The organism is Streptomyces sp. NPDC043812 (genome assembly GCF_056436245.1).
The window spans coordinates 156146-169267 of record NZ_JBWKCY010000008.1 but is presented as its reverse complement, the minus strand read 5'-3'; the positions used below and the strand labels follow the sequence as shown (position 1 = coordinate 169267).

Annotated in this window: 12 protein-coding genes and 1 pseudogene; 7 read left to right on the top strand and 6 right to left on the bottom strand. The window is 71.2% G+C overall.

The window, feature by feature from the left end:
- Positions 1-91: 91 nt before the first annotated feature.
- Complete coding sequence (locus tag AC067Z_RS14570; protein WP_478789832.1) at positions 92-565, top strand: VOC family protein; 474 nt, start codon at positions 92-94, stop codon at positions 563-565.
- A gap of 11 nt (positions 566-576) precedes the next feature.
- Here AC067Z_RS14570 and AC067Z_RS14565 read toward each other — a convergent pair whose 3' ends face one another.
- Positions 577-1005 (bottom strand): DUF3291 domain-containing protein, encoded by a 429-nt coding sequence (locus tag AC067Z_RS14565; RefSeq protein WP_478789831.1) that lies wholly within the window; start codon positions 1003-1005, stop codon positions 577-579.
- A 200-nt stretch (positions 1006-1205) separates the two neighbouring features.
- Between AC067Z_RS14565 and AC067Z_RS14560 the strand changes: the two genes are divergently transcribed.
- From AC067Z_RS14560 to AC067Z_RS14550, 3 genes are all read left to right on the top strand, one after another.
- Positions 1206-2525: an aldehyde dehydrogenase family protein gene (locus tag AC067Z_RS14560; RefSeq protein ID WP_478789830.1), complete on the top strand. Its 1320-nt coding sequence runs from the start codon at positions 1206-1208 to the stop codon at positions 2523-2525.
- Between the two features lie 84 nt (positions 2526-2609).
- Positions 2610-3260, top strand: coding sequence for a maleylpyruvate isomerase N-terminal domain-containing protein (locus tag AC067Z_RS14555; RefSeq protein WP_478789829.1), 651 nt, complete (start codon positions 2610-2612; stop codon positions 3258-3260).
- A 43-nt stretch (positions 3261-3303) separates the two neighbouring features.
- The gene (locus AC067Z_RS14550; RefSeq protein WP_478789828.1) at positions 3304-4242 is read left to right on the top strand and encodes a hypothetical protein; all 939 of its coding nucleotides are present in this window, start codon (positions 3304-3306) and stop codon (positions 4240-4242) included.
- Between the two features lie 88 nt (positions 4243-4330).
- Here the strand turns inward: AC067Z_RS14550 and AC067Z_RS14545 are convergent.
- From AC067Z_RS14545 to AC067Z_RS14535, 3 genes and pseudogenes are all read right to left on the bottom strand, one after another.
- A pseudogene (locus AC067Z_RS14545) lies at positions 4331-4471 on the bottom strand (DUF2795 domain-containing protein); the annotation flags it as partial.
- A gap of 115 nt (positions 4472-4586) precedes the next feature.
- Positions 4587-5165, bottom strand: coding sequence for a hypothetical protein (locus AC067Z_RS14540; protein WP_478789827.1), 579 nt, complete (start codon positions 5163-5165; stop codon positions 4587-4589).
- Positions 5166-5418: 253 nt separating this feature from the next.
- Positions 5419-5805: a VOC family protein gene (locus AC067Z_RS14535; RefSeq protein WP_478789826.1), complete on the bottom strand. Its 387-nt coding sequence runs from the start codon at positions 5803-5805 to the stop codon at positions 5419-5421.
- A gap of 293 nt (positions 5806-6098) precedes the next feature.
- On the opposite strand from AC067Z_RS14535, the gene AC067Z_RS14530 reads away from it, so the two are divergent.
- Both AC067Z_RS14530 and AC067Z_RS14525 read left to right on the top strand, forming a co-directional pair.
- Positions 6099-8504 (top strand): ATP-binding SpoIIE family protein phosphatase, encoded by a 2406-nt coding sequence (locus AC067Z_RS14530; RefSeq protein WP_478789825.1) that lies wholly within the window; start codon positions 6099-6101, stop codon positions 8502-8504.
- A gap of 87 nt (positions 8505-8591) precedes the next feature.
- Complete coding sequence (locus tag AC067Z_RS14525; RefSeq protein WP_478789824.1) at positions 8592-9047, top strand: MarR family winged helix-turn-helix transcriptional regulator; 456 nt, start codon at positions 8592-8594, stop codon at positions 9045-9047.
- A gap of 76 nt (positions 9048-9123) precedes the next feature.
- Here AC067Z_RS14525 and AC067Z_RS14520 read toward each other — a convergent pair whose 3' ends face one another.
- Both AC067Z_RS14520 and AC067Z_RS14515 read right to left on the bottom strand, forming a co-directional pair.
- Positions 9124-10377: a Tm-1-like ATP-binding domain-containing protein gene (locus tag AC067Z_RS14520; protein WP_478789823.1), complete on the bottom strand. Its 1254-nt coding sequence runs from the start codon at positions 10375-10377 to the stop codon at positions 9124-9126.
- An 88-nt stretch (positions 10378-10465) separates the two neighbouring features.
- The gene (locus AC067Z_RS14515) at positions 10466-11524 is read right to left on the bottom strand and encodes a LacI family DNA-binding transcriptional regulator (protein ID WP_478789822.1); all 1059 of its coding nucleotides are present in this window, start codon (positions 11522-11524) and stop codon (positions 10466-10468) included.
- Positions 11525-11743: 219 nt separating this feature from the next.
- Here AC067Z_RS14515 and AC067Z_RS14510 point away from each other — a divergent pair, with 219 nt between their 5' ends.
- Entirely contained in the window at positions 11744-12985 is a 1242-nt protein-coding gene (locus AC067Z_RS14510; RefSeq protein ID WP_478789949.1) for an extracellular solute-binding protein, read from the top strand.
- Positions 12986-13122: the final 137 nt, after the last annotated feature.

Below are 13122 nucleotides of genomic sequence, written 5' to 3'. Positions count from 1 at the left end.
AATCCGGGCACGGGGGAGCGATGATTTCCGGGCGGCGAAACGGTCGGAACCGGCAGACCGCAACAGTTCCCGACGAGGTCAGGAGAACGCCATGCCCAGGATCACCCCCAACCTGTGGTTCGACACCCAGGGCAAGGAGGCCGCGGAGTTCTACGTCTCGGTCTTCCCCAACTCGAAGATCAAGAACGTCACCCACTACGGCGAGGCGGGTCCGCGTCCGGCCGGCACCGTCCTGACCGTCGACTTCGTACTCGACGGCCAGGACTTCACCGCGATCAACGGCGGGCCCGACTTCACCTTCGACGAGGCCGTGTCCTTCCTGATCGACTGCGCCGACCAGGAGGAGGTGGACTACTACTGGAACAAACTGTCCGCAGGCGGTCAGGAGGGCCCGTGCGGCTGGGTGAAGGACAGCTTCGGTCTGTCGTGGCAGGTGGTCCCGGCCGTGTTGGAGGAGCTGCTGAACGATCCGGACGAAGCACGCGGGCAGCGGGCGATGAAGGCCATGCTCGGCATGCAGAAGCTGGATGTCGAGGCGCTGCGTGCCGCGGCCGACGGGGACTGACGTCCGCCGCCTCATCCCTGCCGGCCGGCGGACCCCGGCTCGGCGTCCGCCGCCGCCTGTTCTGTCAGTCGCCTGTGGGCGTCGGCCCAGTCGAGCGGAAGCCGGTCGGCCGGTACCTCCCAGAAGGTGAATGTGGAGGAGCGCATCGTGGAGCGCATGCTCTGCATGATGCTGCGGTGCGGCTCCGCGCGGGCGTAGGTGTAGAGGGCCTTCTTGTCCTGCCATGCCGACAGCGTGTAGAAGGTGCGCTTCGCCGGCCGGGCGATCAGCGAGGCGCCGAGTGCTCCCGGGGCGCTGCGGACCTGCCGCCAGACCGCGAGGGACTTGAGGAAGAAGCGCGGTACGTCCCCGAGGGAACGCACCTCGAAGCGGGAGGCCATCACGAACGCCTGCGAGCCCGGTTCGGCCTTGTTCGGGACGGTCCATGGCAGAGTCGGCACGGCGAGGTCCCCTCTCGACTCTCGAATGATTGGTGAGTGGCACTATCCATAGTAGAGAGTGCCGCTATCCAAAGCCAGTCCTTTGTCGGGGAATGTATTTTCCGACGTGAAACGTTGGTCTATGCATCTAATGCATGCGGGCCGGGCGGGGACGACGCCCGCCGGCCGCCACCAGGACCCCTCCCCACCAGCGAGGCACCGTGAACAACTCCACTCCTTCCCCCGAGCAGCCCGCCGACGTCGTGGCCCGCCTGCGCGCGGCGTTCCGCTCCGGCCGTACCAAGCCCGTCGCATGGCGCACCGCGCAGCTGCGGCAGCTGCGCGCGATGCTCACCGAGCAGGGCGAGATCCTCGCGGCCGCCCTCCACGAGGATCTCGGCAAGAGCACCACCGAGGCGTTCCGCACCGAGATCGACTTCACCGTGCGCGAGATCGACCACACCCTCGAACACCTCGACACCTGGCTGCGCCCCGAACCTGCGCCCGTTCCCGCCCACATCGGCGAGGCGGAGGCGTGGACGCAGTACGACCCGCTGGGCGTCGTTCTGGTGATCGCCCCGTGGAACTACCCGGTGCAGCTCCTCCTCGCGCCCATGGTCGGAGCCATCGCCTCCGGCAACGCCGTCGTCGCCAAGCCCAGCGAGCTCGCCCCGGCGACCTCCGCGGCCCTCACCCGGCTGCTTCCCCAGTACCTCGACACCGACGCGGTGGCCGTCGTCGAGGGCGGCATCCCGGAGACCACGGCCCTGCTCGCCGAGCGGTTCGACCACATCTTCTACACCGGCAACGGCACCGTCGGCCGCATCGTGATGACCGCGGCGGCCCGGCACCTCACCCCGGTCACCCTCGAACTGGGCGGAAAGTCACCGGTGTTCGTCGACCGGGACGCGGACCTCGCCGCTGTGGCGGCGCGCCTCGTCCGCGGCAAGTTCCTGAACGCCGGCCAGACATGTGTGGCCCCGGACTATGTGCTGACAGACCCGGAGACCGCCCGCGCGCTCGAACCTGCCCTCGCCGACGCCGTGGAGAAGCTCTACGGGGCCGACCCGGCCGGCTCCGCCGAGTACGGACGCATCATCAACGAACGCCACTTCGACCGGCTGCACGGGCTCCTCTCCTCCGGCCGCGTCGTCACCGGCGGCGTCGGCGACCGTGGCACGAAGTACATCGCGCCGACCGTGCTGGCCGACGTGGACCCGGCCTCACCCGTCATGCAGGAGGAGATCTTCGGGCCGGTCCTGCCGATCGTCGCCGTGCCCGGGCTGGACGAGGCCATCGACTTCATCAACGACCGTGACAAGCCGCTCGCCCTCTACGCCTTCACCGCATCCGAGGCGACCCGCAGCCGGCTGGCCGCCGAAACATCCTCCGGCGGCCTCGGCTTCGGACTGCCGCTCGCCCATCTGACGGTCTCCGACCTGCCGTTCGGCGGTGTCGGCGAGAGCGGTATGGGCAGCTACCACGGCCGCTACTCCATCGAGACGTTCAGCCACCGAAAGGCCGTGCTCGCGAAGCAGTAGCTGCGCGTCCGCGGGGGCGCCGCGGGGCCGCCGGCGCGGAAGAATTCCCGGGCGGCGCCCGCCCGGGACCGATAGCGTCCGCCCATGTCCCGAACATGCGATGCCCCGTCCCCTGTCACCGCCGACGACCTGGACCGCGCGGTGCGGCTCTCGTCCGACCTGCTGCGTACGGCCGCGCCGGACGCCGACTGGGAGGCGAAGGCGGGGACGCTGGAGTGGAGCTGCTGGGAGACCGTCGAGCACCTGGCCGACGACCTGTTCGCCTACGCCGTCCAACTCGGTCCCCGCACACCGCCCTTGGACACCGAGGTGCCGTTCGTCTACGCGAGCCGCAGGCCCGGAGGGCCCGGCAACGTCGTGCATGCGGAGCGGGCTGCCGGGGCGGCGGGACTCGTCCAGGTACTGGAGGCCAGCGGTGCGCTACTCGTCGCCATGGTGCGGACCGTGCCCCCCGGCGTGCGGGCCCACCATGTCTTCGGGGTGTCCGACCCCGAGGGCTTCGCCGCCATGGGCATCGTCGAGACCCTGGTCCACACGCACGACGTGGCGCAGGGTCTCGCACACGACTGGAGTGCGCCCGCCGACCTGTGCGTAAGGGTGCTCGGGCGGCTCTTCCCCGATGTGCCGGGCGGCACGGACCCCTGGCAGACCCTGCTGTGGGCAACGGGACGGGGCGAACTGCCCGGGCGTCCCCGACGCACCGCCTGGCGCTGGTACGGCGAACCCACGTCCTGAGTCATGCTGGGAGGACGAGGGGGGCCGGGCCGTAAGGAGTGCCGTGGACCTTCCGAGCATCCGCGACGAGTTGTACGAACTGCACCCGCAGGACTTCACCGCCGCGCGCAACGAGCGGGTCGCCGCGGCCCGCAGCGCGGGCGACCGGGAGCTGGCCGAGCAGATCAGGGCGCTGCGCCGCCCGACGGTCTCCGCATGGGCCGGCAATCTCCTCGTACGCCGGGAACCGGAACGGATCCAGCCGCTGATCGGCCTCGGCGAAGCGCTTCGAGCCGCCCATCGCGATCTCGACGGGGACCAGTTGCGCGAATTGAGCCGGCAGCAGCATCTTCTGGTGGCGGCGCTCGCCCGGGAGGCCCGGGACCTGGCGGCGGCCGAGGGGCAGCAACTGGGGGAGGCCGCCCTGCGCGAGATCGAGGGCACGCTGCACGCCGTACTCGCGGATCCGGACGCGGCCGCGGAGTGGTCGGCCGGACATCTCGACCGGCCGCTGACGGCGCCGGTCGGTTTCACGGCGGCAGGAGCGGGCCCCGGGGCGGTGCCGCAGCCCTCGGGCACCGGACGGAACGACGGCCGGGGACCCCGGCCGCAGGCGGAGGACGGCACAACCCGGTCGGACCGCGGTGCGGACGGTCGCCGGGCAGCGGACGGTCGCCGGGAACAGGAACGGCTCAGGAAGCTCGAAGAAGCGCGCGGCGAGGCCGACGACGCCGAGCGCCGGGCCCGGGAGCTGGACGAGGAACGCGAGCGCACCGCCGCGGCCGGCGAGAACGCCAAGGCGCAGGAGAGGGCGGCGGTCGAGCACGTCGACACGCTCGCGGACGAACTGAAACAGGCCCGGCTGGACCTGCGTGCCGCCCGCAAGGCGGCCCGCGAGGCCGATGACCGGGCGCGCGAGGCCCGAGCGGAGGCCGAAACGGCACACCGCCGGGCCCGTCAGGCGTCGCAGCGTGCGGAACGCCTGGTGTCGGGCAAGGGATGACCGGGAACTCCCGGTCATCCCCTGCCGCTCATCTCCCCGCGATCGCTCAAGCCTCGCGCCGACGGCTCCACCCGGCGGGCTCTTCGCTCAGCGCGTCGTCCGCGCCAGGCTCGGGGTCGTTGGCCTGCTCCACGCGGGTGTGCTGCTGCTGGGCCCGCAGATACCCCTGCACCTCGTGCTTCATCTCGTCGTCCTTGTGCGGGCTCACCCGGTTGCTGCCACGCTCCATGAAGGGAGCACCTCCTTCGTACGTCTGTGCTTGCCCGACCCGTACCCAACAGGGGCAGACCCACACGAACTCATGGCGAATTCGGTGCACCGATCGCGTGCGCAGGGCCGCCTGATCACGACCCTCGGCGGCCGGCGCGGAACAGCGCCGAGCCCGACAGCAGCACGACGGTCGCCGCCGTCAGGACCGCCGTGGCCTTCGTCCAGGTGATCGAGTCGCCGAGGCTGCTGTTCAGCAGCTCGACCGTCCCCGCGCTCGCGACCGCATGGAGCGCGATGACTCCGACGGCGAGCCCCGCGACGGCTGCCCAGATGATCAGTGTGTCCCGCATCGCGAGCCAGGCGGCGCCCAGGAGGCAGAGCACCGTGACCGCCGCCGAAAGGGTCTCCGCGTAGTCCCCGGAGCGCAGTCCGGCGAGGTGCGTCGGTATATGGATCACACCGCAGGCGAACAGGACGACTGCCGCCGGCCAGCGCAACACCGAGCGCAGGGCGGGGGACACCGTGTGGCTGTGCGGCCCCACCGCCAGCGCGCCGTTCAGTGCCGCTATCGGCCACTTCGCGGCAGTCCTGGCCCCGCGGGCCTCGGACCTGCGCCGAGCGGCTCCGCGGAGGACCGCGGTCCTGCCGCCGGAGCTTTCCGTGTCCGTGTCGTGGTCGGCCGGTGCTGCTGCGTGGAGAGGGTCGGTGGTCATGGGCTGGCTCCGTTCGCGGACTTCCGGTACGCGTCCGCCGTGCGACTCGCACCGCGGAGCGTAGGCACACACTCGGTTACCACTACGGCGCAGTTCGTGGCGTTGCGCCATCCGGGGACGGCCATGCTGGGCCGAAGGAGCGAAAATGGCAGGTCAGAGGCGCAACGCAAAGGGGACAGGGACGCCATGTCCCTGCCCCCTTTCGGCTCAGTCGCCCGCGCTGTGCTGCCGTCCGCCGCCCAGCGCGGCCGGCTCAGCTCCCGCCGCTGCCGTACGGGCGGGTGATGACCTCCATGCCGTGCCCGGCGGGTTCCATGAAGTACATGCCGCGCCCGCCGTCGTTGTGGTTGATCGCGCCCGGCTGCTTACCGTGCGGATCGGCGAAATACGTGACCCCGGCGTCCTTGATGCGCTGGAAGATCCCGTCGAACTCCGCCTCCGAGACCAGGAACGCATAGTGCTGCAGGGGCACTTCGTGATCGACCGTGGCGAAGTCGAGGGTGACGCCGTTGCTCAGGGCGAGGGGGACGAACGGTCCCCATTCCTCCCCGGCCTCGAGACCGAGGACATGGGCCAGGAATTCGGCGGATTCCCGGTTGTTCCGTGCGAGGACGATGGTGTGATTCAGCTCTACCGACACTGTGGATTGCCTCCGTAAGGCAAACTCACGGGCACCTCCATGCCTCACCCGGTCGGTGACCGACACGCGATGCCGTGTTCATGATCCTAGAACCGGCCCTGCGCGTCTGTCACGCCCCTTTCCGGCCTGCAGCCCTTACGGCACGCTCCGTGGCGCGACTCTGCCCGGCCGGGCCCGACGGGCGGCCCCGCCCCCGGTGGAGTTCAATGTAGGCGCGGGACCCGAGTGCCGGCAGGCAACCGAGGACGACGGACCGCCGGATCGCGGGAGCGCCCCCTGGGAGTGATCGACGAGTGAGCACAGGCGACCACGTCCCCGGGTTCCCAGCGGACCGTCAGGAGGACTGCGCGCTGCTCGTGATCGGGCACGACGGTACGGTCCTCGCCTGCACTCCCGCCGCGACCGGCCTGATCGGCACCCCCGCCGAGGCCCTCCACGGCCGCAGCCTCGACGACCTCCTGACCGATCCCGGGGTGTGGTCGCGCCTGCACGACGCGGCACCCGAGGACCGTCGTTCACTGCGTGCGGCTCTGCGGAGCGCCGGAGAGCCCGTGCCCGTACTGCTGGATCTGATGCCCGCCGAGGGCCTGCGGCCGGCCCGGTTCCTGCTGCGGCTCGAGGACGCGCGCGCCGCCGACCGGCGGGAGGAGAACGAGGCGCTCGTACGGGCGCTGTTCTCGCAGACGGGCATCGGGCTCGCCATCCACGACGCCGAACTGCGCCTGATGCGCATCAACCCGCTGCCCGGGGACGTCCGGCCCGGCCCCGGCCGCGCGATCGTCAGCAACGCCATCGGCCGGCGGATCGAGGACCTGCTGGTGCCCGAGGACGCGGCCGTGGTCGCGGCGCAGTTGCGCCGGGTCGCGACAACAGGGGAACCGCTGGTCGACTTCGTCACGTCGGCGAGGCTCGCCACGGCACCCGAGTACGACCGGACCATCTCGCTGTCCGCGTTCCGGATCGCCGGGGAGAGGGGCGCCGTGCGGGGCGTCGCCGTCACGTTCACCGACGTCACCGAACACGAGCGCGCCCGGCGGCGGGCGGCGCTCGTCACCACGGCCGCGTCGGCGCTCGGCCGGTCGCTGGAGGTCGGACCCAACGCGCAGGTCCTCGCCGATCTGCTGGTCCCGGCCTTCGCCGACCTGGCCGCCGTGGACATCACGGAGGCTGTCCTGATCGGCGAGGAGCCCGGCGAGTTCGCGACCGGTGCACCGCTGCGCCGCGTCGCCGCGGTGGCGGACGACGGCGCCTGGCCACCGGAGCTGTACCCGCAGGGATCCGTGATCCGCGTCCGGGGCTACGAGAGCGAACGGCTGCGGATGGGTTCGGCCCTCATCGTGGCCGACCTGGACACGCTGCGGCCCAGGATCGCGGACGACGCCGACCGCGTCCGTCTCGCTCTTGCGGAGCGCGCCGCCTCGTTCATGGTCGTGCCCCTCCAGGCGCGCGGGCACGTTCTCGGCGCGGTCTCGCTGTGGCGGACCGGCGAACACGCTCCCTTCGACATGCAGGACGCCGCCTTCGCCGAGGACATCGGTTCCCGAGCCGCCCTCGCGATCGACAACGCGCGCCGCTACACCCGAGAACGCCGGACGGCCGAGACCCTGCAGCGCAGTCTGCTGCCCCGGCCGGTGCTGAAGGTCACCGCTGCCGAGACCGCGGGCATCCATGTCTCCGGCCGTACGCTCGCGGGCACCGGCGGCAGCTGGTTCGACGTCATCACCCTGTCCTCGGCGCGCGTCGCCTTTGTGGTGGGCACCGTACGGGGACACGGCCTCAACGCGGCGGCAGCCATGGGCAGTCTGCGCACGGCCGTGCGCACGCTCTCGGATCTCGATCCGCCGCCGGACGAACTGCTGACCCACCTCGACGACCTCGTCGTACGCTTCGCGGACGAGGAGCAGGCGGGCCGGTCGGAGGGCACGGTGCGTGGCGCCACCTGCCTCTACGCGGTCTACGACCCGGTCAGCACCCTGTGCCGGATGGCCAGTGCGGGGCACGCGCCCCCCGTGTTGGCCCAGGCGTCCGGCGGTGCGGGCCCGGTAGATCTGCCGCCGGGTCCGGCGCTCGGCCTGGACGGCCCGCCGTTCGATCCGATCGAGGTGGAACTCGCCCCCGGTGACCTCCTGGCGTTCACCGCCGGCTCGCTCTCCGAGGCGCAGGCGGGCGGCGTCGGCGACATCGCCGAACAGTTGCGAAAGGCGGCCGGGCGGTCGGGTGCGGCGCGGCCGGTACCGGAGATCGGGCGGGACCTCCTCGCCCCGTTCCTGGCCGAACCGCCCGACGACGATGCCGCCCTGCTGCTGGCCAGGCTGGCGGCGACCCCCGACGGCGCCGTCGCCGAGTGGGAGTTCCCCGCGGACGGGAAGATCGTGGCGGACGCCCGCGCGCAGGTGACCCGCCGACTCGCCCGATGGGGGCTGGACGACCTCGCGTTCACCACCGAACTGATCGTCAGCGAACTGCTCACCAATGCGATCCGCTACGCGGGCGGCCCGGTGGGGGTACGGCTCATCAGGGACCAGCGGCTGGTGTGCGAGGTGTCCGATCCCAGCCAGACCCAGCCCCATCTGCGCAGGGCACAGGTGACGGACGAGGGGGGTCGGGGACTGTTCCTCATCGCGCAGCTGACACATCGCTGGGGGAGCCGGTACACGGCGTCGGGGAAGACGATCTGGACCGAGCAACTGATGCCGTAGCCTCCCGGCGCCGGCCCGCGCGTCACCGCTCGGCCTGTGCCGGTCGGCCGGGGGTCATGGAGATAGTAGCCATGTACAGTGTCTCGGGTGAACAAGGCATCCGAGGGCCCCACGCCAGGCTTCCTGGTGTGGCGGCTGTCCATGAAGTGGCGCGTCGCCGTCGACAGGGCGCTCGCGCCCCTGGGTCTGACCCATGCCCAGTACTCCCTGATGGGGACCCTGTACGGCCTGGACCGCTCCGGCGTGCGCCCGAGCCAGCGCGAACTGGCCGACCACACCGGCCTCGAGGCGCTCTACGTCTCCAAGCTCGCCCGCACCCTGGAAGCCGACGGCCTGATCGAACGCACCAGGGACACCACCGACAGCCGCGCGGTGCGGCTCGCCCTTTCCGAGCGGGGCCGCGATGTCACGGGACGGGCGGTCGAGGTCGTGCGCCGGCTCATCGACCGGCAGCTCGCGCCGCTGGGCGGACCGGACAGCGACCGGACCGCGGCGTTCGTCCGCGACCTGACGGCCCTGCTGGACGCGCCGCTCGCCCCGTAACCGTTCCGCGCTCATGCGTATCACCGAGCGTCGGGCGGCCGTTGCGGGAGCGGGTGTTGCTGCTCACAGGCGGTGTTCAGGGCGCCGTGGCAGCTCCGGTGATCATCCGGTGCATACGGTCGGCGGTGGCGCGGCCGAATTCGGGGCTGTTGATGTCCGTGTCGAAGTCGAGCACCGGGACACGGCTGCCCCGCAGCCCCTCGCGCAGAGCCGCGAACAGCGCCCCGTCCAGCGCAGGGTCATGGTACGGACCGCCTGGCGCGCCCAGAGTCGACAGGCCACGCAGCGGCACGCACACCTCGGCCGGCCCCTTCGCCGCCCGGAGCTTCGCCGCGACCCGCCGCCCCAGCTCGGCACATTCCTCCGCCGTCGTCCGGACCACCGTGATCGACGGATTGTGCACCTGCACATAACGGGTTCGCACCGCCGCCGGGAGTGTGTCCGGCGGGCCGAACTTCACCATGTCCAGCGCCCCGAGACTCACCACCTGCGGTACACCGTGGCGCCCGGCGGCGGTCAGCCGGTCGGGCCCGGCCGTCAGAATGCCGCCGACCAGATCGTCCGCGAGCTCGCTCAGCGTCAGATCCAGCACTCCCGCGAAGAGTTTCCGGGCGGCCAGTGACTCCAGGGTCCGCCCGCCGGCCCCGCTGACGTGGAAGACCAGTACCTCGTACCCGAGTTCGCCGAGCCGCTCCCGCGCCGCGTCGACACCTACCGTCGTCACCCCCGCCATGCTGGTTGCCACCAGGGGCCGTCCGCCCGCGGCCAGATCGGCGGCGCGCAGCGCCCGGCCCGAGGCCGCGAAGCCCTTCGCCATACCGGCGGCCGCGTCGGCGGCGTTGGCGAGCACAGGCCCGGACACGGCATTGATTCCGGCGATGTCGACGACGCTGTACATCATCGTGATGTCCGAGGAGCCGACGTAGGGCGACACGTCCCCCGCCGCCATGGACGACACCATCAGCTTGGGAACCCCCAGGGGCAGCATGCGCATTGCCCGGGTGGCGATGGACGTGCCCCCGCTGCCGCCTATCGCCAGCACGCCGTGCAGCCGTCCCGCGTCGTGCAGCCGTACGACGATCTCGGCCGCACCTCGCGCCATCGTGGTCACGGCGGCTCCCCGGTCCCCGGCAGCACGCAGCGCGGCTGTGTCGGCGCCTGCCGCCCGGGCCACCTCCTCGCGCGTCACGTCGGCGCCGATGCGCGGTTCGCCGAGCACCCCGGTGTCGACCACCAGCACGTCGACACCGTTGTCCAGCAGCCGCCCGCGCAGCCAGCCGTATTCCACACCCTTGGTGTCCAGCGTCCCGACCAGCACAACTGTCGCCATGGAACGAACTGTTGGGGACAACGGGCGGGCGGACAAGAGCGCAGTCCCGGCGGATCCGGTCAAACATCAGTCCTGCGGGGCCCGGCCGTTACGCCTTCGGCGGGGCGGTGCTGTTGCGGGTCACCAGACTGGTCGCCAGATCCACCCGCGTCGCCGACGGGCGGCGGCCGCTGCCCAGAGCGAGAACCATGCGCGCCGCCGTCTCCGCCATCTCCGTCAGGGGCTGGCGCACCGTCGTCAGCGGCGGGCCCACCCAGCGGGCCAGTGGCAGGTCGTCGAAGCCCACCACGCTCAGGTCCTCGGGGATCCGCAGCCCCGATTCCCGTGCCGCCTCGTAGAGTCCGAGCGCCTGGATGTCGTTGCCGGTGAACACCGCGGTCGGCGGATCCGGGAGCCGCAGCAGCTCCAGTCCCGCCGCGTACCCGGCCTCGTGGTGGAAGTCGCCCTCCCGCACCAGATCGGGATCGGCCGGTACCCCGGCCGCCTCCAGTGCCGAGCGGTAGCCGTCGATCCGCGCCCGGCTGCACATCATCCGCGACGGGCCGCCGATCACAGCGATACGGCGATGGCCGAGCTCCAGCAGATGGCGCGTCGCGGCAAGACCGCCCTGCCAGTTCGTGGCACCGACCGACGGAACGTCGTCGCCAGGATCCCCGGCCGGGTCCACCACCACGAACGGGATGTCCCGGCTCGTCAGCTGGGCGCGCTGTGCCGCGTCGAGGTCCGAGAGCACCAGGATCACTCCGGCAGGCCGGCGCGCCAGCACCCCGTCGACCCAGGTCTGGCCGGGTGTCAGACGGCCCGCGCTCTCCGAGAGCACCAGACTCAGCCCCTCCTCGCGGGCCACGTTCTCCACACCCCGGATGACCTCCATGGCCCAGGAGCTCTCCAGCTCGTGGAAGACGAGGTCGATCATGCGGGACTGCTGCGCGGTACCGCGTCGGCGCCGGTAGCCGTGCAGTCGCAGCAGCTCCTCGACGCGGGTGCGGGTGGCGGCCGCGACATCCGCGCGCCCGTTGAGCACTTTCGAAACTGTCGGAGTGGAAACACCGGCAGCCCGGGCGATCTCGGCCAGTGTCGCGCCGCCCTCGACCGGTTCCTCCGACGACGGATCCTCCGGCCGGGACTCCACGTTTGCGGGTCTCATACGGGGATCCTAGCCCGCCGGCCCTTGAACACAAGGCCGGGATCCCCGTCAGGCAAACGCTGCGCCCAACCCCTTGACGCCCCCGAAACCCCCTCGTACGGTTCCGGCAACATTCGGCAAGCATTTCGAAACTTTCGACAAGGGGTGGCCATGAGGTCGCGCTTTCTCTGCAGAGGTACGCGTACGGCCAGATGGACAGCGGGACTCGCCGCGACGGCGATGGCAGCGGTCCTCGCCGGCTGCGGCTCCGGCAGCGGCACGGGCAGCGGGAGCGGCACCATCACCGCCTACGTCTACGGCGACGACGCGGTGAAGGTGCAGCAGGCCGCCGTCGATACCTTCAACAAGACCTCCGACGTCAAGGTCAAGCTGGTCACGGTGCCCGGCGCCGAGTACGTCAACAAGCTGCGCACCGCCATGGGCTCTCCGAACGCCCCCGACATCTTCTTCAACTGGGGCGGCGGCTCCATCAAGCCCTACGTGGACGCCGGCCAGCTCGTCGATCTCACCGCCACGGTCGACGACGACCCCACGCTCAAGAGCGGCTTCCTGTCCTCCGTCGTCACCGCGGGCAGCCTCGACGGCAAGATCTACGGCGTCCCGATGCGCGGCATGCAGCCGGTGATGCTCTTCTACAACAAGACACTCTTCGCCGAGAACGGCCTGCAGCCGCCGAAGACATGGGACGACCTGCAGAAGGCCGTCACCACCTTCAAGGCCGCGAAGATCACGCCCTTCGCGCTGGGCGCGACCGACGCCTGGACCGAGCTGATGTGGCTCGAATACCTGCTGGACCGCATCGGCGGCCCGGAGGTCTTCCGCAGGATCCAGAACGGCGACACGTCCGCCTGGGGCCATCCCGCCGTCCTCGAGGCCGCCCGGTCCGTGAAGAAGCTCATCGACGACGGTGCCTTCGGCACCAACTTCCACTCGGTCTCCTACTCCAACGGCGGCGCACCCGCGCTCTTCGCCCAGGGCAGGGCCGCCATGCACCTGATGGGCTCCTGGGAGTACTCGACGCAGCTCGGCAAGGCCCCCGGCTTCGCGAAGAAGGACCTCGGCTGGACCGCCTTCCCGACCGTCACCGGCGGCACCGGCGACGCCGCCAACGTGGTGGGCAACCCCACCAACTACTGGTCCGTCAACGCCCGGACGAAGCACAAGGACACAGCCGTCGCGTTCCTGAAGCAGATGGCGTCCAAGGACTACACCCAGGCCCTCGTCGACAACGGCGACATCCCCACGACCTCCAACGCCGGGGAAATGCTGAGCACATCGCCCAACCCGGACTTCGCGACGTTCCAGTACGAGATGGTCCGCAAGGCCCCCAGCTTCACCCTCTCCTGGGACCAGGCGCTCGAAGCCGACCAGGCCCAGCCGATGCTCACCGAGATCAACAAGCTGTTCGCCGGCAAGTCCTCGCCCGAGCAGTTCGTCGCGGCCATGAAGGCGCTCAAGTAACGATGACCACAGTGACCACACCGCTCGACGAGCGGCGGGGGGGGGGGGGGGGGGGGGAGGGGGGAGGGGGGGGGGGGGGTGGGGGGGGGGGGGGGGAGGGGGGGGGGAGGGGTGGCAAATGAACGCAATTACCGGGC

Bases quoted from the DNA above. Each gene is read 5' to 3' on its own strand.
- AC067Z_RS14570 (WP_478789832.1), top strand. From the start codon at position 92: ATGCCCAGGATCACCCCCAACCTGTGGTTCGACACCCAGGGCAAGGAG.
- AC067Z_RS14555 (WP_478789829.1), top strand. From the start codon at position 2,610: ATGTCCCGAACATGCGATGCCCCGTCCCCTGTCACCGCCGACGACCTG.
- AC067Z_RS14540 (WP_478789827.1), bottom strand. From the start codon at position 5,165: ATGACCACCGACCCTCTCCACGCAGCAGCACCGGCCGACCACGACACG.
- AC067Z_RS14520 (WP_478789823.1), bottom strand. From the start codon at position 10,377: ATGGCGACAGTTGTGCTGGTCGGGACGCTGGACACCAAGGGTGTGGAA.
- AC067Z_RS14515 (WP_478789822.1), bottom strand. From the start codon at position 11,524: ATGAGACCCGCAAACGTGGAGTCCCGGCCGGAGGATCCGTCGTCGGAG.
- AC067Z_RS14510 (WP_478789949.1), top strand. From the start codon at position 11,744: ATGGCAGCGGTCCTCGCCGGCTGCGGCTCCGGCAGCGGCACGGGCAGC.